This is a genomic window from Bifidobacterium sp. MSK.13.1, from assembly GCF_019131435.1.
GTDB classification, from domain to species: domain Bacteria; phylum Actinomycetota; class Actinomycetes; order Actinomycetales; family Bifidobacteriaceae; genus Bifidobacterium; species Bifidobacterium pseudocatenulatum.
In genome coordinates this window covers 99182-122131 of record NZ_JAHOMM010000001.1, presented here as the reverse complement: position 1 = coordinate 122131, position 22950 = coordinate 99182, and the positions used below count along the sequence as shown (strand labels likewise).

Here is a 22950-nt window from a genome sequence, read left to right as displayed (position 1 = left end):
GCTAAACGTTTCACGAGTATCTTCGCCGTTGTTGCTGTATCTGCCTTGTTGGGTGCGGCGGTTCCCGCCGCAAGCGCAGGCGGTGCTATGGCTGATACCACGGTAACCGCTACACGCTCTTTCCCGAAGACCACCGCGGCCAAGCGTGATTTTCTCGCCGAGCACACATCCACGGATGTTGAATCTAACGCCGATTGGGGTGGCATCGAAAGCTTGGATGTTCCCCAGACCGAGTCTCAGGCGGAAAAGGACCAGAAGGCTCAGGAGCAGGCTGAGGCCGAAGCTCAAGCACAGGCGGCCCAAGCTCAGGCACAGGCTGAATCTCAGGCTGCCAGTCGTTCTTCCGATCGTGCTTCCATCAGCGTTCCTACGGCTCCCGCGAGTGCCACTGGGCAGGCTCTGGCCGACTACGCTCTGCAGTTCCAAGGTTATCCTTACGTGGCCGGAGGCAATACTCCGTCCGGCTGGGATTGCTCTGGTTTCGTACAGTGGGTGTTCGCCCAGTTCGGGGTAAGCCTGCCGCATTATTCTGGCGCCCAGATGAGCGTTGGAACGGCAGTTGGAAGCATTGCCGAAGCAGCTCCTGGGGATATCATCGTCAATACTCAGCATGCCGCGATCTATATTGGCAACGGCATGGTGATCAACGCGCTGAATCCGGCTCAGGGAACGCAGGTCACTTCGCTGGCCGTGTTCTCAGGTGGCTATGCGATTCGTCGTGTGCTCTGAGCGAACATACGGTTTGATTTTTTTAAGGCGTATCCTTTCGGGGATACGCCTTTTTGTATGGAAAAGACCGAGTCGTTGCTGACAAAACCGCATGTCGCGCGGTATGGTGGAGCCTAGAGGCAATGCATGGTGGCGTTGCCGAGGTGATTCAAGGAGGTCGTCCATGATTAACGACAAGGCAATCCTCGTTGGTGTTGATGGATCCCACGCCAGCTACAAGGCCACGTGGTGGGCTGCGAACTATGCGAAGCATGCGGGACTGACGCTGCAGATCGTCTGCGCATACTCGTTGCCGAGCTATGCCGCTGTCTCCTTTGACGCGACGTACACCGCCATGGGGGATGACAATGCGGCCCATAGCGACGCGCAGGAGATTCTTTCGAAGGCCAAGGCCATCGCCGACGAGCAGGGTGTTGAGGCTACCACGCTTATTGTTACGGGCGATCCGGCTTCCGTATTCGTGGAACTGTCTCGTAACTACAATCTCATCGTCATCGGCAATCGCGGCAAAGGCGGTCTGGCGGAACGTCTGCTGGGCACGACCAGCTCCAGTCTGCCGGCGTATGCATACTGCCCGATCGTAGTGGTGCCGTACACCGACGATGACGGCAATCTGATGCACTTGAACAACACCATCACCAAGGTGGCCGTCGGCTCCGACGAATCCAAGTGGGGTTTGAAGGCGCTGGAGATCGCGGCGAATTTCGCCGCCGCATGGGATGCCGAGCTGGATGTCATCTCCGCGGTGCCGAACATGAAGGGTTCCGACGACGAAGGTGTGATGGCCTCGTTCAAGGATGATCTGGAAGTGCGTATCAAGCCGCTTGAGGAAGCCCATCCGGATTTGAAGATCAACAAGCAGATCGTGCCTGGCCCGGCGGTTGGCGCGCTGACCAAGGCCAGCTATGATCACGACGTCGTCGTGGTCGGTTCCCGTGGTCGCGGCGGCTTCACTGGCCTGCTGCTCGGCTCCACCAGCCAGGGCTTGCTGCAGCACGCGGTCGGCCCGGTGTATGTGGTGCCCCGCAAGTATGTCGAGGCTGCGGAAACCCGTCTTGACACGGTTCCGAGCTCGCCGGCGGAAGTCAAGCCGAAGGCTCTTGACGATATCAAGGGTGTCGAGGAGGTGCCGGTTTCCAAGGCCGAGCCGGATGTGGTCGAAGCCATCGAAACCAAGATCGATCCCGATCGTCAGTAAATTCAACAGGTACATATAAAAAGGCGATTGCAACACTGCGAAAAGCGTTGCAATCGCCTTTTTTTTTAAAAAAAGAAAACGTCAGTGCTTGATGGTGACGTCCATGCGGACCGGGGTCTTTTCCACGTACGTATGCTTCACCGTGCAGCCCTTGTCGATATGACGAGTGACGCGTTCCTTAAGCTTTGCCGCATCCTCATCGCTCAGACCGGCGTCGGTGGCGTCGATGACCACCTGTTCGTCGAAACCGATGTATGCGTCATTGTCGGCGTCATAGGTGCCGTCCACAACGATTTTCGCGCCCTTGCCCTCGCCCAGCGTATGCTCGACGGCGAACTGGCTTGACAGCGCGGCGCAACCGGCCAGCGCGATCTTCATCAGGTCGCCCGGCGTGAACTGTCCACGACCCTTGCCGAACTTGATATGCGCGCCATCCTCGCCGAAAGCATCCCAAGAACCGTCTTTGTTACGCTCGACCCACAGTCTTTTGCCCATGGTGAACTCCTCATCGTCTTGCCGGGAGCGCCGTTCGCTCCTCGCCTACACACCTAATGTAATCCATTGATGCCTGTTCGCTAGGAGGCATTCCGGAAAGCGTAAACAATCAACGCGCGGGTGGCATATGCTTGACCTGCCGTTCTGTACTGTTAAGCTTGCAACCATGGCTTTGACACCTGAACAACTTGCAGATATCCGTACCCGTATTCCGGCACGCCCGGAAACCGACATTCCCATGCCATATGAAGACCTTGTGCGCAAGATCCTGACGGAAGGCACGTTGAAGTCCGATCGTACGGGCACTGGTACCGTCAGCCTGTTCGGCCAGCAGATGCGATTCGACCTGAGCGAGTATTTTCCGCTGCTCACGACGAAGACGGTGTTTTTCAAGGGACTTGCCTATGAGCTGCTATGGTTCCTGAAAGGTTCCACGAACGTGCGTTGGCTGCAGGAGCGCAATGTACATATTTGGGACGAATGGGCCGATGAGAACGGCGATTTGGGTCCCGTATACGGCGCGCAGTGGCGTAGCTGGCCGGCGCCCACGCCCGATGATCCGAACCGTACCATCGATCAGATCAGCAATGTGCTTGATCTTGTCGAGAATCACCCGGATTCTCGCCGTATGGTCGTGTCCGCTTGGAATCCTGCCGAAGTGGAGAATATGGCGTTGCCGCCATGCCACGCGCTCTTCCAGTTCTACGTGGCCGACGGCAGGCTTTCCTGTCAGCTGTATCAGCGTTCCTGCGATATGTTCCTCGGCGTACCGTTCAATATCGCATCCTATTCGCTGTTGACGTTGATGATCGCCCAGCAGGCGGGACTGCAGCCGGGGGAGTTCGTGTGGACGGGTGGCGACTGCCACGTGTACGACAATCACATCGACCAGGTGTTGGAGCAGTTGAGCCGCGATCCATACCCGTATCCGCAGATCCGCATTAACAAAGCCGATTCGCTGTTCGATTACGATTACAGTGATTTTGAAATCGTCGGCTACCGGCACCATCCAACCATCAAGGCGCCGGTGGCGGTCTGAGAGTCGTCGCCAGACGTTAGACTACTGACCCTAGTTCGACTTCAAGGAGTGAGTGAAATGGAGCATGACAGTAGCCGCAGTGGCTATCACGAACCCGAGCCCGGACTTGCCGGGCTTGAGGACGAGGAGGATTGGGGCGATGATTTCCCCAAGACGTTCTCGGTGAATCTGATTTGGGCGCAGGCCTGTGACAAGGAAGGTCATGACGGCGCCATCGGATTCGAGGGTGGCATGCCATGGCATCTGCCCGAGGATATGAGGCGTTTCAAGGAGCTTACCGTCTCGCATCCGGTCATTATGGGGCGTAAGACGTGGGAGTCCCTGAGCCCGAAGTATCGTCCGCTGCCGAATCGCGACAATATCGTGGTTTCGCGTGATCCGGCTTACACTGCGCCGGGAGCGACCGTGGTCGACAGTCTGGATGATGCGCTTGATCTGGCACGACAGGAAGCCATTCCGGATGACGGTCTTGACCGCAGCGAAATCTGGATTATCGGTGGCGGCCAGCTGTTCCGCGAGGCCATGCCATTTGCGGACAAGGCGTATGTGACGCAGATCAGCATGCATGCCGATGCCGATACCTACGCGCCCGACGTGAAGTCGCTGGTGGAATCCGGCGCTTGGAAGGTGCTTGAAGAGGGCGTGTGGCAGAACACGCGGAAGGGTTCCGGAGATATCGCCGGATTCCGTTTCATGACGTATGCGAAGAATCGCGAGGAGTAACCGTATGTATACCGTGATGACCGTGTGTACCGGCAATATCTGCCGTTCTCCCATGGCCGAAATCATTCTGCGCACTGAATTCGAGCGTCGTGGCCTTGCCGACAAGGTCAACGTCGAGTCCAGTGGCGTGAGCGACGAAGAGTATGGCAATCCGATCGATCGTCGTGCCGTCAAGGTGCTCCGTGAGCGTGGATATGAGCTGCCGGCACATCATTTCGCCCATCGCATCACCCGCGATGAGATCGAGCGTACGGACCTGTTTCTGCCGATGACCGCTTCGCATATGCGTGCGCTACTGCGTCAGCTGCCGCAGGCCAAGCGTGAGAACGTGCATATGTACCGTAGTTTCGATCCGAATCTTGCCAAGCCTGTCGCAGGCTACGAAAGTGAGATTGATTTGGTCGATCCTTGGTATGGCGGCGCCCGCGAATTCGAAGTGGCGATTGACCAGATTGAGGAAGTAGCCCCGTTCATCGTTGATTGGGTTGAGCGGCAGCTCTGACGATTGCATACGATTTTTCCGTCAAAAAGCCCGGTTCGCAAGAGCCGGGCTTTCCTGTATCCGTATGATTTCAATGATGTCGAAAGATCTTAAGAAATCGCAAGAGATTGCAAAAGTAATATTGCGCAATTGATGTAAATCAGAGAAAAATAGAAATGAAAAATAAAAAAGCGACCCCGGCCGGACTTGAACCGGTGACCTCCGCCGTGACAGGGCGGCGCTCTAACCAACTGAGCTACGGGGCCGTTGTTTCAGCCTTGCGACTGGCAACAGATAGATATATTACGGCAAAGTCGCTATTGTGCAAATTTCGGCGTGTCATCGATGAATATTCGTATGAATTGCTGAAAGAAAGTATTTGCTTAAACTGCGGCAGTAGTAGGGAAGAAAAGCAACGGCCGGTCGCATATGAGGGGAAAACTTCTCATATGCGACCGGCCGTTACCGTTGCGGTGCCGTGTTGTCGCTCACGACACTACGAATTGCTGGTGGAATCAGTCGGTCTGTTTCCAGGTCTCGACGTCGATGTGGTGTTCCGGATTGGCCTGCCATGCATCCCAAGCGGACTTCACGATGTCTTCGACGTTGTACTGTGCGTGCCAGCCCATCTCTTCGTTGATGCGCTTCGGGGAGCCAATCAGGTGCGGCGGATCGCCAGCGCGACGGCCCATGACGGCCTCCTTGAACGGCAGGCCGGTGACCTTCTTGACCTCATCGACGATCTGGCGCACGGAGGTGCCTTCGCCGGTGCCGACGTTGAAAGCGTCGTACTTGCGCTCATCGCGGTCCAGATACTTCAGGGCGGCGATGTGGGCGTCGGCCAGATCGGAAACATGGATGTAGTCGCGCACGCAGGTGCCGTCCGGAGTCGGGTAGTCGTCGCCGAAGATCGCCGGAGCCTTGCCCTTCTTCAGGCGGTCGAACAGCATCGGGATGAGGTTCAGGATTGCCGGATCCTCGAGCTCGACCGGGCCGCAGCCGGCTACGTTGAAGTAGCGCAGACCACAGAAGCGAATGCCGTATGGCTCTTCGCAGGCGCGAGCCATCCATTCGCCGAACAGCTTGGTCTGGCCGTACGGGTTGATCGGCAGCATCGGAACGACGTCTTCCGGCACCACGTCGACCGGCGGAACGCCGTAGGTGGCTGCGGAAGAGGAGAAGACGAGCTTCTTGGCGCCGGAGTCGCGCATGCCGATGAGCACGTTGAGCATGCCGTTGATGTTCTGCTGGTAGTACCACAGCGGCTTCTCAACGGATTCGCCGACCTGCTTGCGGGCGGCGAAATGAATGACGGAGTCGACGCCTTCGGCCTTCATGATTTCAGCGAGACGTTCGCCGGCACCCGGAGCGGCGATATCCATGCCGTACAGGCGGGAGCCTTCGATGCGGGTTGGCTTGCCGTAGCTCAGATCGTCAACGACGACGACCTGTTCGCCGGCCTGATGAAGAGCGTGGACGACGTGGGCACCGATGTAGCCGCACCCACCAGTGACGAGAACTGTCATGTTCTGGCCTTTCCTCCAAATGAGCGATAAAGCGCTTTGTTCGAAAAACGAACGTTCAACGAACGTTGTTCACTTTTGCTCTAGTTTGTTACCTTTTGAACAATTTGAGTATAACACATGAACAGGAACGCACATAATCGACCCTTTCCTGCGTTTCCTCTATAAATAGGGTATGCAAGAAGATGTGAACACGCCGACTGAAAATCAAGTAAACGGCGAAAACGAACAAAACATGTCAAAAACACAAGGTGAACAACAGGCTGATGCTGGTCAGCGCCCTGCTCTGTATGGACGCAAGGTGCTTTCCTTCGTGCGCCGTTCCGCCAGGCTCGACGCACGCTTGCGGCGCGCATGGGATGCCCATGCCGATACCTATCTTTTGGATATCAATGCAGGTGAAGGCTCCCTTGACGTGCGAAACGATCTGGTGTTCGACCAGTCGTATATTGCGGAAGCGTGGGGCAATGCCAATCCTCTGATTGTGGAAATCGGCACCGGCCAGGGCGAAAACGTTGTTGCCGCGGCCGCCGAACACCCAGAAATGAATTTTCTGGCGCTCGAAGTCTACGATCCGGGCGTGGCGCATACCATGCTGCTCGCAGGCAAGCAAGGCCTCGCCAATCTGCGCATCGCACAAGTCAACGCTCCTGAACTCTTCAAAGCCGCCGCGGATGACTCGATCGCCGAAGTGTGGACCTTCTTCCCCGATCCATGGCCCAAGATGCGTCACCACAAGCGCCGCATCGTGCAACCGGAGCTTGCCGGTGAGATTCATCGCACACTGCAGGCTGGAGGAGTGTGGCGTATCGCTACCGATATTGAAGACTATGCATTGCATGTGCATGAGGTCATGGACGGTATTGAAGGATTCCATAATGACGGCAAGTTGACGGTGAGTCTGCCGGTTGAGCATGTCGGCAAGGGAAATGCCGACGAAGCCGCAAGTCTGCGACACGCTGATTTCAGTGAATCCGAGCGTTTTTCTGGTCGAGTTTTGACGAATTTCGAGAAAAAAGGACTTGCTGCCGGTCGTGTGATTCATGACTTCACCTATCGCTGCGTATGAGGCTTCATGTTATGCTGTTCATGTGCTGAAATGGCTTTATTCCAACGATTTTCAACATGTGAACAGCATGGCTTCCGTGATTGCGCAGCGTTGCGACACGCCGAGACTTGCATGTTTCGAGGATTCGCGTATAGTTAAGCGAGTTGTCAAGCGGAAACGCTGAAAGCGCCCCCTTCGTCTAACGGTTAGGACACCAGACTTTCAATCTGACAACGAGAGTTCGACTCTCTCAGGGGGTACTTACCTTGGTAACAAGGTGGCAATGGCCCCGTAGCTCAGTTGGTTAGAGCGCCGCCCTGTCACGGCGGAGGTCACCGGTTCAAGTCCGGCCGGGGTCGCTCGAACAGATTCCTGTTCATGGCTCTGTAGCTCAGTTGGTAGAGCGAACGACTGAAAATCGTTAGGTCAGCGGATCGATGCCGCTCGGAGCCACCATGGCTTTGAAACCTCGGAAACATCCGAGGTTTCTTTGTTTTTGCCCACACGCATGACGATTGCGGCCGTATGTCTAGCGCCAAGCCACTGATGCCGGCTGTTGGTTGAATACGCGCTCGCATTGCGGGTAAGCCCCCTAAAATGGTCGACGCAAGTCATGTTGACTTGCGAGTTACTGAGAAATGACTAAGAAAACCTCCGTTAGAGGGGGAGTCTGTCTGCTGTTTGGCTACACTGGAACACCGTAAGGCAGTAACAATGGGGGTTTGTGGGCAGAGTTATGTCGTAACCCCGTTAAGGGAGTATTCGCTGGGGTGGCGGCATGGAAGTGCTTCTGGTCGGCAACACCGACTTCATTACCAAGCAGTGGATTCAGCATTCCTTTCCCCGAGACCATGTGGTGATAGCGGAACGAGAAGGCACCGTAGACGGCAATGACCGTCTCAGAATCGTCAACATGTCTGACGCCAACACCCTTGCCGAAACTCTTACCACATACGAATTCGATCGCATCGTATTCTTTTCCGAAGGCCTCACCCCGCGAAGTGAGCGTGACGGCGATCTCGGATATCTTCGCAGATTGCTGCACGCCATACGTAACAGATCCACGCAAATGCTGATGGTATGCGGACCGGAATCCGAATTCACCTATCCGGAAAACGCCGACGTACGTGATACCAGCAAAAGTCTGATGTCTCGAGCGTCGGAAGAACTCTGCCTGTATTACGCGCGCACCTACCGTCTGGAAGCGAAAATCATTCGCTGTCCATACTTGTATGCACCCGAGCGCAATGGAGCAACCGCATATTTCGGCAGACTGTTCGAACAGGCATCGGCAGGGTCGATCTCATTCTGCGAACGCAAACAGCAACAGACATGCTTTCTCTGCGCCGACGATCTTGCCGAACTGATCTACCGCATGTTCGACGATTGGACCGCCGAAAGCGAAATCTTCCATGTGCCCAACGTGTTCGACTTCACATACGGTGATTTGGCTGATGCGATCAGCGCGGCATTTCCCGGATTATCGGTGACTTTTGGCGAAGACAGACCCCAACATTACCCAGCAGACGATCATGTGCTGCGATTACGCTATGGCTGGTTGCCGCGATATTCGCTCAGACAGGATCTTCCCCCTGTGCTTCAGCGCTGGAAAGAGGCGCGTGCGCAGGAACGGTCCGAAAAGCACCCGGTCTGGGATTTTCTGCGCAACCATTCGAAACCATGGATCGCATTCGAAATCTGCGTCACGTTCATACTGGAGGAATTGCTTCGCACCGCGGTACAAGGCAACAGTCAGCTGGGAACCGTGGATTTGCGCCTGTTTTTCGTGGTGATCGTCGGCACGATGTACGGACTGAACGCAGGCGTGTTCGCGGCCGCGCTCGCATGTGCCGGCATGGCGTTGTCGTATGCATCGAAGGGCGCTTCATTCGCTCCGCTGTTTTACGATACGTCGAACTGGATTACGTTTGTGGTGTATTTCGTTGCGGGCGCAGTATGTGGGTATGTACAGATGCGCAATCGCGAAAACCTGCGATTCATGCGTGATGAAAACAGTTTGCTGCGTGAACGACTTGCGTTCCTGCGTGACCTGTACCACGATGTGCTCGATGATCGTCGTATGTTGCGCGGGCAGATTATCGGCAGACGCGACAGTTTCGGCAAAATGTATGCGATGACCCGTGAATTGGACGAAGTGCAGCCTCAAAAGCTGTATCGTGCGGCCATTCGCATTATGCAAGATACGTTGGGCGGCGATAGTTTCGGTATTTACCGAATCGATAATGGTGGTCGTTTCGCGCGTTTGATGGCCGCAAGCCCGCAGACTGAATCTTTGTTCAGCAAATCGGCGTTGCTTGAGAATTATGCCAACGTTGTCATTGCTTTGGATCATGGCGGATTGTGGGTAAACCGCAATCTCGAACAAAACCTTCCAATGTATGCGGCGGGCGTGCATGCCAATGGCAAGCTGGCCATGGTGATTGTGCTTGCCAAAGCCCATCCCGACCAAATGAACCTGTACTTCCAGAATCTGTTCACCATCATGTGCGGCTTGGTGGAATCCGCGATGGTGCGTGCGTTCGACTATGAGAATGTGGCGCGTCAGGCGATGCTGGTGCCGGGCACCGAATTCCTGAACACTCGGGCGTTTCTACCCAAAGTGCTTGCCGCCAACGAACTCAAGCACGACCATATGGGCGATCACCTGCTGCTGCGTGTGGATGATGCTTGGCAAGACAATGGCAGCCGTCTCATGGGGGCCATTCGTCAGACGGACGAGGCGGGTGTACTGCAAGACGGCAACGTGTATGTGTTGATGAACCAGGCCGGCAAGCATGAGCTGCCTATCATCAACAAGCGTTTGGCCCAAGCTGGATTGCATGTGACACGCGTTTCCGGGCAAGAGGAAGACGCGCTGCTGGATGAGGCTTCGGAACAAGTGGCCGCCGAATCGCACGAAGGCGGCACGGCATGAACACAACGGTAGTGACGATGCTGCTTATCGTCATACATGTGCTGGTATGCGTGCTGATGTGCGTATTGTCTCGCGTTGGCGTGCTTCGCGTGGAAGGGCGGCTGCTTCCTTTCATGCTGCTGGTGCCATTGTGGGGGCCGTTATGCGTGCTGATGCTGCATACGCGCACGCTGATGCGCGCTGGCGAGCACACGGCTCCGGGGCTTGAGCAAATGCGTGTGGATGATGAGGAACGTCGAAGCATTCTCGTTGAGGAACGAGCCGATTTCGCCAATACCGTGCCGCTGGAAGAGGCGCTGATCGTCAACGATTCGAGTCAGCGGCGCAGTCTGGTGATGTCCATTCTCAACGACAATCCCAGCCGTTATATCGATGTGCTGTCGCAGGCCCGACTGAATGAGGATGTGGAAGTCGTGCATTACGCGGCTACCGCCTTGGCACAGATCAGTGCCAAGGAAGATCTTGCATTGCAGCGCTGCCGCAACGATTATCTGCAGCATCGAAATTCCGAAACGATGTTGGAACGCTATTGCGATGCGCTGGAACGATATATCAATTCCGGTATTGCGCAAGGATACGCATTGCAGTTGCAGAAGCAGCGATATGCCGAAGTATTGCAGGAACGACTTTGCCAACATGGCGATTATTACGTTGCGTGCCGTCTTGCGCAAATGCAGATTGATCTTGGACTCTTTGATGATGCCGCGCACACCATTGACGGCGCTATGGAACGGTGGCCGGATCAAGGCGATGTATGGCTGATGCGTCTACGACTCGATGCCGCACGCAATGATGGCGATGCGTTGCGCCACACCGTTCAGCAGATTGAAAGCAAGCATATTTATCTCGGTGGCCAAGGAAGACGCACGCTGCGGTTCTGGACTGGAGCCAAGGAGGCTGAACGCGCATGATCAGAGGATTCCTGTCAGACGTGTTGGCCAAGTGGAAGCGATTCCGCTGGCAAGGTTTGGTCAAGGTCTGGGCTGTGTTCATGGCCATCGCATTGGTGTTGCTGGTGGAAAGCTTGGGCGTGCATTATGGTGCCACGCGGTTCGACATTACGTATTTGGATCGAAACAAAGCCATTCCTGCTGCCAATGCCATCGCTGGCGAAAAAGCTACGAATCTGTTGGTGGTCGACAGTTCGCAGGAGGGTGTCAGCGATGCCGAAGCCATGCTTGACCAGATTCTGCTTGATATGAAAGTCCCCACCACTACGGTTGACGTGGCTGACGAAAACGCTGAATTTCCAGCGTTGACTCACTACAGCACCATAGTGGTGGCCATGCCTAATCTCGACCGTCTGGGCGAGCATGTGCTGCAAATCATGCAATGGGCCAAAAAGGGCGGTGGCGTCATGTTTGCCATGACTCCGGAGAAAACCGGCTATTTGGATGTGATCGGCCCGCAGATCGGCATTGAATCGTCCACATACGAATATGTGGCGACTGAGGGAATTACACCGTCCGAGGATTTTATGTTGGGTGGCGGTCAGACGTACACGTTCAGTGACCCGTTCAAATCGTCGCTGAGCGTCGCATTGGATGATCGTGCACAGGTGGAAGCGGTCAGCAGCAATGGCAGAACGCCATTGGTGTGGAGGAACGCGGTGGAGTCAGGAACAGCTGTGATGTGCAATATCGGCATTTACGGCAAGGTGTTTCGAGGATTTTACGCTTCGGCGTTCAGCCTGCTCGGTTCTGCCACGGCCTATCCGGTGATCAACAGCGCAGCGTTCTACTTGGATGATTTTCCCTCTCCGGTACCGTCCGGCAATGGCAAATACATCAAACGTGACTACAACATAAGTATTGCTGAATTCTATTCTCAAGTATGGTGGCCGGATTTGGTGCGTCTTGCGGAACGGTACGGTATTCGTTTCACCGGTGTGATGATTGAGAATTACGGCGATGACACCAAGGATGATCCGGTACGGCAGACGGACGGCGCACAATTCGAGTATTATGGGGGATTGCTGCTTCGGCAAAACGGCGAAATCGGATATCACGGGTACAACCATCAGCCGTTGGTGTTGCCGAATACGGATTACGGCAACGAATACACGTACGTGCAATGGCCGAATCGCAGAGCCATTGTGGCATCATTGCAGGAACTGATCGCATTCCAGAAAGACGTATTGCCGGCCGCAACATCGTCGGTATACGTGCCGCCGTCGAATATCCTTTCCCAAGAGGGACGAAAGATCATAGGTGAGGATGTGCCGCAGATTCGCGCCATCGCCAGTACGTATATGCCTTCCGACAGTTCCTTGACGTACGTGCAGGAGTTCGGTGTTGCGGCCGATGGCGTGGTGGAGGCTCCACGTATCGTGTCCGGCGGCATGGTGGGCGACACGTACATGCGTCTTGCCGCGGTTTCCGAACTGAACATGCACTATGTGAGCACGCACTTCATGCATCCCGACGATCTGCTTGATGAAGATCGTGGAGCGAAAGAAGGATGGAAGAAGTACTACCAGGGATTGGAAAACTATCTTGACTGGCTGGAATCGTCGGCACCGTCCATTCGTATGCAGACAGGCACGGAATGTGCCGCAGCCATCCAACGTTTTTCGGGATTGACCGTTTCGATGGAAACGTCCGACGATGGTTGGGATCTGAAACTTGGCAACCTCACCGATCAAGGATGGCTCATGTTCCGTGCCAACAATGGCACGCCTGGCAGGGTTCGTGGCGGAAGCCTCACCAAGCTGATCGGCAACTTGTATCTGCTCAAAGCCACGAACGCCACGGTTCATATCAAACGCAAGACTGGGGGAGAGGCATGAGAATCTGCCTGGTTTTGGAAGGATGCTACCCGTACGTGCATGGTGGAGTGTCCACGTGGATGCACAGTTATATCGAAGCGATGAAAGAGCACGAGTTCGTATTGTGGGTGATCGGCGCCAAAGCCGAAGACCGCGGCAAATTCGTATATGACCTGCCCGACAATGTGGTGGAAGTGCATGAGGTGTTCCTCGACGACGCCTTGCGTCTGAGCGGTGAACGAGCGCAAGTGTCGTTCACCGAAGAGGAATTGCGGTCATTGCGCGAACTGGTGAATCTTGGCAGCCCAGACTGGGATGTGCTGTTCAACCTGTTCCACACCAGAGGCGTGCATCCGCTGTCGTTCCTGCAAAGCCGTGAATTCATCGACTTGTTTACGAAAATCTGCATGGAGGAATATCCGTATGTGGCCTACGCCGACGCTTTCCATACCGTGCGCTCCATGTTGCTGCCGGTGTTGTACTTGATGGACTGCGAAGTGCCGGAAGCGCAGATCTACCATGCGATTTCCACTGGATATGGCGGATTGTTGGCCTGTTTGGGCGGTTCCATCAACCATGCGCCGGTATTGCTTACGGAACATGGCATTTACACGCGCGAACGTGAAGAGGAGATTATTTCCGCCGAATGGGTGTCGCCCGCTTTCCGGCCGCGTTGGATCCGTTTCTTCTACATGCTTTCGGAACAGATCTACCATCGTGCGTGGCGCATCACCAGCTTGTTCGGTCGTGCCCGTCTTATCCAAATTGGCATGGGTGCGCCCGCCGATGCCTGCCAGGTGATTCCCAATGGCATTCAATACGAACGTTTCTGCGATATTCCTTTCAAACCCGACGACGGTTGGGTTGATATCGGCGCGGTGGTGCGCATGGCGCCCATCAAAGATGTGAAAACCCTGATTCACGCGTTCCATGAGCTTTCCTCTCGCGTTGACAATGTGCGCTTGCATATTCTCGGCGGTGTTGACGATCAGGAGTATGCCGACGAATGCTATGAGCTTGTGGAACAGTTGGGTGTGCGCAATCTTGAGTTCACCGGCCGTGTGAACGTGGTCGAATACATGCGCAAGCTTGATTTCACCGTGTTGACCAGCATTTCCGAAGGCCAGCCGCTGTCGGTGCTGGAATCGTTCGCAGCCGCACGCCCCTGCGTGACCACTGACGTCGGCTGCTGCCGTGAGCTTTTGGAAGGCGAGGAAGGCGACGATTTCGGCACGGCAGGCTTCTACGTGCCCCCGATGTACCGCGAGGGCCTGAGCCGAGCCATGGAACGCATGTGTTCCAGTCGCACGCTGCGTGAGACCATGGGGCAGATTGGCCGTAACCGTGTGAACGCCTATTACCGGCATGAGCGCATGCTTGACGATTATCGCAAGCTGTATAGCGATACCGCGGATCAGTTCGGATTGAATCAGTTCGGATTGGAGCGCTGATATGGCCGGTATTGGATTTGAACTGAAGAAACTGTTCCACCGTAGAGGCTTGATGGCGATGCTGCGAGCCTACGGCTATGCCGGCGTGATTTGCGCTGGTCCGATGCTGTTGGGCGTGCTTCTGCAGTTCGGCGTGCTGATCGTGAGCGGCTGGTGGCAGGTGGGCCGCCCCGACCGCGATCTGCTCGTATGCATGATCACCTACACGCTGCTTGCCTCGTTGGTGTTGACGAGTTTTCTGTCGATGCCGGTCACCCGTTTTCTGGCGGATATGTTGTTTGATCACGATGAGAAGATGATTCTGCCGTCGTTCTGGGGGTCTACTGGCATCATGCTGGTGGTGGGCGCGGTGTTGTACACGTTTTTCCTGCTGTTTTCCGGTGCCACGTTGATGCAGGGCGCGTTGTGTTTGTGGCTGTTTCTTGAAATGATCGTCAACTGGAATGCGATGAGCTATTTGACGGCCATCAAGGATTACAAAAGCATTCTGTATTCTTTCGTGGCTGCGGTGTTGGTGGCGTTCGTTACGTCATGCGTGTTGCTTGCGTTGGCCTGCCCTCCTGTGGAGTCGCTGTTGTTCGCAGTGGTGCTTGGCTATGGTGTGATGCTGGTGTGGGATGTGCTCTTGTTGCATCGTTATTTTCCGCAAAGTCGTAAGCATCCGTGGCTGTTTTTGCAGTGGGTCGATCAGTTTCTGCCGTTGGCGTTGACCGGATTGCTGACCACCATCGGCCTGTTCGCCCATTTGGTGATCACATGGTGCGGTCCGCTCGGCATCAAGGTGAAGGGCCTGTTTTATGGCGCGCCATATTACGATGTGCCCGCCATGCTGGCGTTTTTGACGATTCTGATCACCACGGTGAATTTTGTGGTGTCGGTGGAAGTGAATTTCTATCCGACATATCGTTCGTATTACAGTCTGTTGAATGATGGAGGCACGGTCAAAGACATTACCATTGCCGAAGATGAAATGCTGACTGTGCTCAATCGAGAATTGCATTACACGGCGTTGAAGCAATTGTTGGTGACCGCTGCCGTGATTTCATTGGAAAAAACAGTGCTGAACGCGCTTCCTTTAGGATTCAGCGATGTGATGCACGGATATTTCCGTGTGCTCTGCGTGGGGTATGCCCTTTATGCGGTCGGCAACACCGTGATGCTGATTCTGCTGTATTTTACCGATTATTCCGGTGCATTGACGGCGTCGGCATTGTTTGCGGGTTCGACGGTTGTGTTCACAGTAATCGGACAGTTCTTCACTACGTCGCTGTTCGGTTTCGGTTTCCTGATGGGGGCATCGCTGTTCGCCATATATGCGACATTCCGGCTCGCCTCATACACCGACAATCTGCCATACCGAGTGCTGGGACAGCAGCCGATTGTGGCGCAAACGAAACGTGGACGTTTCACCGAACTGGGCATACTGCTTGAACATGGCGAACAGCGGGTCGACCAATCATTGCATCGCTCAGGGCATGCACGGTCTTCTGACAAGGCGAATATTGCAGAAACGGATGTCATAATCGGGAGGAATCGTAAATCATGACATGGTGGAACCGACGCAACACAAAAGCCATTACCACGCTTGTCAAGCAAATAGCGGCATTGACGGCAATGCTGACGGTGCTTTCCTGCGCCGGATGTGCGACTTCATCACCCAACGATAATGAACAATCGCAATCATCGGATTCGTCACAGACGCATGAGCAAGTCAAGAAAAGCGCTGAACAAAGCATCGACGGCGCACACTTGCGCGACAACGAATCGTTATACAAGGTGTATGACGACAGCGGTGTCGAAACCATGTATCTGACGGTATCGCGCGGTAATTCGTCGGAAGGCACCGACCATAGCTGGAGCGAAATCAACCAGTATTCCGTTGATGACTATGCGGCCATGGGCGTTGACCGCTACAAGGTCAATGGTTTGCTGCAGGTCGGCGACGAACAAGGACCGGTTTCCGGTGAGCTTGGTTTTGGTGAAAGCGCGCCGAACGCCACCGTGCAGATACGTGGCCAGTCATCGAGTAAAAACGAGCAGAAGAACTACAAGATCGAGTTGAAAAGCGGCAAAGGCAAGTGGCGTGGGCAGCGTACCATCGCATTGAACAAGCATATGGGCGAAGGTCTGCGTTTCCGTAACAAAATGGCGTACGATCTCATCAAAGGCATCGACCAGATGATGGGACTGCGCACGCAATTCGTGCACCTGTACGTGAAAGACGAGACCAGCGGATCGGATTCCTTCGACGATTACGGTCTGTACACGCAAGTCGAACAGCTCAACAAAACCGCATTGCAGGTGCACGGACTTGATAAGAACGGACAGCTGTACAAAGTCAATTATTTCGAATTCTATCGAGACGAAGACGTGATCAAACTCGCCGATGATCCTGACTACGATCAAGCGAAATTCGAAGAAAAACTGGAAATCAAAGGCGACAACGACCATACCAAACTGATCGCCATGCTGAACGATCTCAATGATTATTCAGTGCCGATGGGCGAAATCCTCGGCAAATATTTCGATACCGAAAATCTCGCATATTGGATGGCATTCCAATTGCTGACCGGCAATATCGATACGCAAAGCCGCAATATGTACCTGTATAGTCCCACGAATTCGGATACGTTTTACCTGCTCGACTGGGATAACGATGGTATGCTCATGCGCAAGGAATACGAGATCAGGCAACGTTCCGAGGGCCAAAGCTGGGAGAACGGTGTCAGCAACTATTGGGGCAACATACTGTTCCGACGTTGTCTGCAAACCAAGTCGTTCCGAACCGCGCTCGGCAAGGCTGTGAAAGACGAATACAAGTATATGAGCGCCGATCGCATCAATTCCATGGTGCGGCGGTACCGTTCCATCGTTGAACCATACGTGCGGAAGATGCCCGACTCCATGCATGAGCCTCTGACGTCAAGCCAATACGACACGGTGGCAAACCAATTGCATAGCGAAATCGAACAGAACTACCAGACGTACCGAACCGGGTTCAATAAGCCCATGCCGTTCTATATCGGCAAGCCGACTCCTACCAACGGCAAGCTCAAACTCAGCTGGGATGTCTCCTATGATTTCAACGATGAGGATCTGCGCTATACCGTTACCGTGGCCAAGGATTACGAAGGCAAAGACGTGGTGTTCACACAGAGCGACCTCGTATTGCCGGAAGCCGTGATGGATATGCCTGGTGAAGGCCAGTACTTCATCAAGGTGAGCGTGCGCAATGCATCAGGCGAGACGCAGGACGCGTTTGACTACTACGTCACCGACGGCAACAAGATCTACGGCACCAAGTGTTTCTATGTGAAAGCCGACGGCAGCATTGTGGAGGATGCCAATGTGCAGTGATGGTGGCAATCGCGGAACGTCGCTGCTGCAACGTATCAAACATCGCGTCGGCGAGGAATTATCCGTTCCACCGCGCACAGCCAAGGAACGGTTCCGTCATGAGCTCAAATATCTGATCTCATACGCGCAAAAAGCCGACTTGAACGTGCGTATGGCGCCGCTGCTTGGCCTCGACAAGCATGCGAAAAACGGCGGCTATATGATTCGCAGCCTGTATTTCGACGATTATTGGAACACCGCATATCAGGAAAAAGTCGACGGTGTGCTGCTGCGTAGGAAATACCGCATCCGCATCTACGATTACAGCGATCGTGTGATCAAACTGGAACGCAAACGCAAAAGCGACAGTTGGATCTACAAGGAGGATGCACCGCTCACGCACGAGCAGTTCGACCGTATTCTTGCCGGCGATTACGAATTTCTGCGTGACAGCGAGTATCAGTTGTGCCGCGAGTTTTATGTGGAATGCATGTGCAATGTGATGCGCCCTCGCGTGATCGTCGATTATGAGCGCGAACCGTGGATTCTTGACGCCGGAACCGTACGCATCACCTTCGATATGAACGTGCGTGCGGCGGTCGGCGGATTCGATGTTTTCGACTCCACGCTGCCGGTACTGCCCGTGCTTGAGCCGGGCAAGCTGGTGATGGAGGTCAAATTCACCGAGTTCCTGCCGCAAGTGGTGCGTGATCTGCTGCCCGGCAAGGCGCAGGAGTTGACATCGGCTTCGAAATACGTGCTCTGCTACGACAAAGCCTCGTATTTGCGGGGATTCGACTACTGGCAGGAAGGCTGGAGCGTGCCAAGCCTGTAAAGCCAAGCCTGTAATCGGCTGGCATGTTGACTGGCATTCCGGCAAAAACAAACGTTACGAATCAAGGAAGCAGGAGAGAAAGAAACCATATGAGTGTCAATGACATGATCAAAAAGTCGGTGCTGAAATCCTTCGGCCAATACAATGTGCCCAAAATGGCGCTGGCGTTGCTGGTGGCGTTGATCGTCGGCATCGTCATTTACTGCGTGTACCGCCGTTTCTACACGGGTGTGGTGTATTCGCGCAGTTTTGCCGTTACGTTGGTGGGCATGTGCGTGCTCACCTGCATGGTCACGCTGGCCATCAGTACGAATATTGTGATTTCGCTTGGTATGGTCGGTGCATTATCGATTGTGCGCTACCGTACCGCGGTCAAGGATCCGATGGATCTGTTGTATTTGTTCTGGGCGATCACGTCTGGTATTGCGGCGGGCGCCGGCATGTATGTGCTGGTGATTGTTGCCGGATTGGTGATGATCGGCATGCTGGCTCTGTTCTACTCGCGTCAAGACAAGGGGCGCGTGTACATTGCGGTGATCCACTATGTGGGCGATGTAGTGGGAGATGAGATCACGCGCGCGTTCGGACGCACCAAATTCTTCGTAAAGTCCAAAACCATGCGTGGCGAACGCACGGAAATGGCGGTTGAAGTATTCTGTGATGATAAGGACATGACGTTCGCGGAACGCGTTCGCGCCATTGAGGGTGTCGAAGACGTGACGCTGATACAGTACAACGGTGAGTATCATGGGTAATCAATTCGATGTTGCCGCAGGCGCGCGGCTGGAATCCACGGGCAGGGCGCCCAGCAACGACGAAATCGTACCCAGATTCTCTCTTGACGACATCAACCAGGCGTTTGACAACAACGAATTCTGCTTCTACCTGCAACCCAAATGCAATGCTGAAACCGGCGCAATCGTGGGTGCGGAGGCGTTGGTGCGTTGGAATCATCCGGAATATGGCTTGGTGTCTCCCGGCGAATTCATTCCTCTGCTTGAACGTGAGTCAATGGTCACGCGGTTCGATTTGTTCATCTGGCGTTCCGTGTGTGAAATGCTGTCGCGTTGGGATGGGGAGGGGCGCAATCTGGTGCCGGTGTCCGTCAACGTGTCGATGACGGATATCGAGTCGATCGATGTGGCGCGAGTGCTTGGCGACCTGCTCGATCGGTTCAGCATCGATGCTCGCCTGCTGCAGGTGGAGATCACAGAAAGTGCGATCGCACATAACATGGATGTGGTCGAAGAGACCATTCGGGACCTGCATGCGCGAGGTATTGCCGTGCTGATGGACGATTTTGGGTCGGCGTATTCGTCACTCAACATGTTGAAGGACATCAACGTCGATGCCATCAAACTCGACATGAAATTCGTTGACCTGAATGCTGACAATGCGGCGAAAGGTTTGAAAATCATCGAATCCGTGATCGACATGGCCTACCAGCTGAGACTGTCGATCATTGCGGAGGGTGCGCAGACCGCCGAACAGGTGAGCAAGCTGCGTGAGCTGGGATGCATGTACATCCAAGGATATTATTTCTACCGTCCGCTCACTGTGGAAAAGATGGAGGATTTGCTGGAACACCGCCCGGATGACCAGCATTTCTGGAATATCTCCAAAGATCTGATGCATCGCGACTACCGCATGTCGACGAACGGCCGCAGCATGCTCGAATCGTCGTCATTGTCGGCGCATATTTTTGAAATCCTTAACAAGGGCGTTGCGGAACTGTCCCGACTGAATCTCATCACGGGAGAATATCGCACCATCAAACGCGATCCGAAACTTCCGGACGTGTATGCGGATGATTTTCATGATTACTGCCATGCATTGGTTTCAGAACGGATCATTCATCCAGATGATGCCGGAGAATTCCTGAAACACACGCGATTGTCTGATTTGCGCGACCAACTATTCAGTAAGAAAAAATCGGAATTCACGTATTTTAGAAGCGAGGTCGAGGCGAAAACCAGCGTGATCGCATTCGGTATGCTGGTACCCCCTGATTGCAGTGAGGCCAATCCGTGGGCCGTGGTGCTGATCGGATTCGACCCGTCGCTCGACCTAATCGCCAAGAACATGAAGGAAATCTATCGGCAGGACTCCTTGACGGGATTGCTCAACCGCAATGCATACGACAGCGATGTGGAGCAGCTGCGGAGCGCCGACATCGGGGCGGTGGTGTGCGTGTATGCGGATATGATCGGCCTGCACGAGGTGAACAACCATCTCGGGCATAAGCAGGGCAACCGCATGTTGTGTGAGTTCGCGGACGCGGCGCGCGCGTTCTTCGGCGATGACCGGTTGTATCGCATCGGCGGCGACGAATTCGTGATAATCAGTTCCGCGCATACGGAAGCGCAGACACGCAAGCAGCTGAACTACATGCGTGAGCGCTTGCATACGCAAGGCTGCGAGATATCAGTGGGCGTAGCGTCGAGCGAGTCGACTTCCGATCTGCCGAAAATCATCGAACAGGCCGAAAACGAGATGCGCCGCGAAAAGAAGGAATACTACGTGCGAGGCGGCAGCAAACGCCAGCTGCGCGGGCTCAACGAAAAACTTGAGGGCATTCTGGTGCGTAATCAGGATATGGAATCGTTGCTGCGGCATTTGAACGGACGCTATTCAATCGCATGCATGGTGAATCTGCGTACTGACTCACAGCGTGCGATCATGGTGCCCGACTATTTCCAGAAGATGCTTGACGCGCATGACGGTTCGTTCAAAAGCGCGCTGCATGACTATTGCGAACGATTGGTGGCGTCGTTCTGCAAAGACAGTTTCTCCCTGCTTATGGATTACGACTTCATTCATGCCCGCGTCGAGTCGGTCGGCGTGTTGCAGTACGGGTACACGCGAAACGACGGAGAGAAGTTCCTGCTTACGATTTTCGCCGATCGACGTTCCAAAGACGAGACCATGTGGGTGTTCTCCAAGGATGATCTGCCGCAGGTCGAGCTGGAATTATTCGAGTCATAAGGCCGTATTGTCTGGTTTTATGCGTTTTTGTGTGATGCGTTCGCATATTTTGTGAGAACGCTCACAGAAAAGGTTGTGTCGATTTCCAGCCGAATCGCAAAATGGGGTCTATGATGAGAATCGTTGGTCATGGCAACGGTTGCTATGACACGGCGAACAAGCACAGTCGCTTAAAGGAGACATCTATGGTCTATCGCATGATTTTCAACCAGACTGCATACTTCGGTCGCGGCGCCATCAAGGAGATCCCGGGCGTTGCCAAGTCCCATGGCTTCACCAAGGCGTTCATCGTCACCGATCCGGTACTGCTGGAAACCGGCACCGTCAAGAAGGTCACCGATGTGCTTGATGAGGCAGGCATGCCGTACGAGGTCTTCGACAACGTCAAGCCGAACCCGCCGGTCGAATGCATTCAGGATGGCGTTGCCAAGTTCGCCGCATCCGGTGCTGATTTCCTGATCGGTCTGGGCGGCGGCTCCCCGCAAGACACCTGCAAGGGCATCGGCATCATCACCGCCAACCCGGAGTTTGCCGATGTGCTCTCCCTGGAAGGCGTTGCCGACACCAAGAACCCGTCCGTGCCGATCTTCGGCGTGCCGACCACCGCAGGCACCGCTTCGGAAACCACCATCAACTATGTGGTCACCGATACCGCCAACAAGCGTAAGTTCGTGGCCGTCGACCCGCACGACATTCCGATCGTCGCTTTCGTCGATCCTGATCTGACCGACTCCATGCCGCGCGGCCTCAAGGTCGCCACCGGTCTTGACGCCCTGACCCACGCCATTGAAGGCTACATCACTCCGGGCGCCTGGAGCCTGTCCGACTGCCTGAGCATGCAGACCATCCGCATGATTGCCAAGAACCTTGCCAAGAGCGCTGACGGCGACGTTCCTGCAGGCGAGCAGATGGCCTACGCCTCCTACATCACCGGCATGGCCTACTCCAACGTCGGCCTCGGTCTGGTGCATGGCATGGCCCACCCGCTGGGCGGCCGCCTCGGCGTTGCCCACGGCGTTGCCAACGGCATTCTGCTGGCACCGGTCATGGAATACAACAAGGACTTCACCGGCGAGAAGTATCGCGACATCGCCGACGCCTTCGGTGTCGAAGATGCCTACACCGGCGATCTCGAGACGGTTCGCGAAGAAGCCGTCCAGGCCGTGCACAAGCTCACCGTCGACCTGAAGAACCCGACCACCATCTCCGAAGTCGGCGCAACCGAAGCCGATCTGGAAGCACTGGCCCACGACGCCTTCAACGACGTGTGCACCCCGGGCAACCCGCGTCAGGCCACCGAAGAAGACATCCTCGCCATCTACAAGAGCCTGATGTAATGCGAAAACTCTCACGAATCGGCAATCGCATGCAGCGAATCTGCAGTGAAACCCGATTGTGAGAGAAC

18 protein-coding genes and 4 tRNA genes are annotated in these 22950 nt (G+C 54.9%); 19 read left to right on the top strand and 3 right to left on the bottom strand.

The window, feature by feature from the left end:
• Nucleotides 1-87 precede the first annotated feature (87 nt).
• Together KSY55_RS00520 and KSY55_RS00515 are read left to right on the top strand one after the other, a co-directional pair.
• The gene (locus KSY55_RS00520; RefSeq protein WP_226555380.1) at nt 88-729 is read left to right on the top strand and encodes a C40 family peptidase; all 642 of its coding nucleotides are present in this window, start codon (nt 88-90) and stop codon (nt 727-729) included.
• A gap of 163 nt (nt 730-892) precedes the next feature.
• The gene (locus tag KSY55_RS00515) at nt 893-1927 is read left to right on the top strand and encodes a universal stress protein (protein WP_004219911.1); all 1035 of its coding nucleotides are present in this window, start codon (nt 893-895) and stop codon (nt 1925-1927) included.
• 81 nt (nt 1928-2008) lie between these two features.
• On the opposite strand, the gene KSY55_RS00510 is transcribed toward KSY55_RS00515, so the two are convergent.
• Nucleotides 2009-2422: an OsmC family protein gene (locus tag KSY55_RS00510; RefSeq protein ID WP_117611790.1), complete on the bottom strand. Its 414-nt coding sequence runs from the start codon at nt 2420-2422 to the stop codon at nt 2009-2011.
• A 238-nt stretch (nt 2423-2660) separates the two neighbouring features.
• On the opposite strand from KSY55_RS00510, the gene KSY55_RS00505 reads away from it, so the two are divergent.
• The 3 genes from KSY55_RS00505 to KSY55_RS00495 are packed head-to-tail and all read left to right on the top strand — an operon-like array spanning nt 2661 to nt 4686.
• The gene (locus tag KSY55_RS00505) at nt 2661-3461 is read left to right on the top strand and encodes a thymidylate synthase (RefSeq protein WP_182310939.1); all 801 of its coding nucleotides are present in this window, start codon (nt 2661-2663) and stop codon (nt 3459-3461) included.
• Nucleotides 3462-3518: 57 nt separating this feature from the next.
• Entirely contained in the window at nt 3519-4184 is a 666-nt protein-coding gene (locus tag KSY55_RS00500; protein ID WP_004219905.1) for a dihydrofolate reductase, read from the top strand.
• 4 nt (nt 4185-4188) lie between these two features.
• Nucleotides 4189-4686: a low molecular weight protein-tyrosine-phosphatase gene (locus KSY55_RS00495; RefSeq protein WP_033524216.1), complete on the top strand. Its 498-nt coding sequence runs from the start codon at nt 4189-4191 to the stop codon at nt 4684-4686.
• A gap of 171 nt (nt 4687-4857) precedes the next feature.
• Here the strand turns inward: KSY55_RS00495 and KSY55_RS00490 are convergent.
• Both KSY55_RS00490 and galE read right to left on the bottom strand, forming a co-directional pair.
• A tRNA-Asp gene (locus tag KSY55_RS00490) sits at nt 4858-4931 on the bottom strand.
• A gap of 249 nt (nt 4932-5180) precedes the next feature.
• A complete protein-coding gene (gene galE, locus KSY55_RS00485) occupies nt 5181-6191 on the bottom strand; it encodes a UDP-glucose 4-epimerase GalE (protein WP_065446712.1) in 1011 nt (336 codons plus the stop codon).
• Nucleotides 6192-6363: 172 nt separating this feature from the next.
• Here galE and trmB point away from each other — a divergent pair, with 172 nt between their 5' ends.
• The 14 genes from trmB (at nt 6364) to fucO (ending at nt 22882) form a co-directional block, all read left to right on the top strand.
• Nucleotides 6364-7257 carry a tRNA (guanosine(46)-N7)-methyltransferase TrmB gene (gene trmB, locus KSY55_RS00480; RefSeq protein WP_117645505.1) on the top strand — a complete coding sequence of 298 codons (894 nt, stop codon included), beginning with the start codon at nt 6364-6366 and terminating at the stop codon, nt 7255-7257.
• 167 nt (nt 7258-7424) lie between these two features.
• A tRNA-Glu gene (locus KSY55_RS00475) sits at nt 7425-7496 on the top strand.
• Between the two features lie 25 nt (nt 7497-7521).
• A tRNA-Asp gene (locus tag KSY55_RS00470) sits at nt 7522-7595 on the top strand.
• Nucleotides 7596-7616: 21 nt separating this feature from the next.
• Nucleotides 7617-7692, top strand: a tRNA-Phe gene (locus tag KSY55_RS00465).
• Nucleotides 7693-8014: 322 nt separating this feature from the next.
• Nucleotides 8015-10171 (top strand): NAD(P)-dependent oxidoreductase, encoded by a 2157-nt coding sequence (locus KSY55_RS00460; protein WP_118269147.1) that lies wholly within the window; start codon nt 8015-8017, stop codon nt 10169-10171.
• Entirely contained in the window at nt 10168-11082 is a 915-nt protein-coding gene (locus KSY55_RS00455) for a hypothetical protein (RefSeq protein ID WP_117664564.1), read from the top strand. Before KSY55_RS00460 ends, KSY55_RS00455 begins: the two co-directional genes overlap by 4 nt.
• Nucleotides 11079-12959: a DUF2194 domain-containing protein gene (locus tag KSY55_RS00450; protein WP_217749415.1), complete on the top strand. Its 1881-nt coding sequence runs from the start codon at nt 11079-11081 to the stop codon at nt 12957-12959. The genes KSY55_RS00455 and KSY55_RS00450 overlap by 4 nt, the downstream gene beginning before the upstream one ends.
• Entirely contained in the window at nt 12956-14389 is a 1434-nt protein-coding gene (pelF, locus tag KSY55_RS00445) for a GT4 family glycosyltransferase PelF (protein ID WP_117750311.1), read from the top strand. The genes KSY55_RS00450 and pelF overlap by 4 nt, the downstream gene beginning before the upstream one ends.
• Nucleotide 14390: 1 nt before the next feature.
• A complete protein-coding gene (gene pelG / locus KSY55_RS00440; RefSeq protein ID WP_217749414.1) occupies nt 14391-15935 on the top strand; it encodes an exopolysaccharide Pel transporter PelG in 1545 nt (514 codons plus the stop codon).
• Nucleotides 15932-17746 (top strand): CotH kinase family protein, encoded by a 1815-nt coding sequence (locus KSY55_RS00435; protein ID WP_065435544.1) that lies wholly within the window; start codon nt 15932-15934, stop codon nt 17744-17746. The genes pelG and KSY55_RS00435 overlap by 4 nt, the downstream gene beginning before the upstream one ends.
• On the top strand, nt 17736-18560 hold the full coding sequence (locus tag KSY55_RS00430; RefSeq protein WP_117501949.1) for a polyphosphate polymerase domain-containing protein: 825 nt from the start codon (nt 17736-17738) through the stop codon (nt 18558-18560). The genes KSY55_RS00435 and KSY55_RS00430 overlap by 11 nt, the downstream gene beginning before the upstream one ends.
• Nucleotides 18561-18649: 89 nt before the next feature.
• A complete protein-coding gene (locus tag KSY55_RS00425) occupies nt 18650-19315 on the top strand; it encodes a DUF4956 domain-containing protein (protein WP_004219873.1) in 666 nt (221 codons plus the stop codon).
• Entirely contained in the window at nt 19308-21545 is a 2238-nt protein-coding gene (locus tag KSY55_RS00420; RefSeq protein WP_209107428.1) for a diguanylate cyclase, read from the top strand. Before KSY55_RS00425 ends, KSY55_RS00420 begins: the two co-directional genes overlap by 8 nt.
• Before the next feature lie 185 nt (nt 21546-21730).
• The gene (gene fucO / locus KSY55_RS00415; RefSeq protein ID WP_022245249.1) at nt 21731-22882 is read left to right on the top strand and encodes a lactaldehyde reductase; all 1152 of its coding nucleotides are present in this window, start codon (nt 21731-21733) and stop codon (nt 22880-22882) included.
• Nucleotides 22883-22950 lie beyond the last annotated feature (68 nt).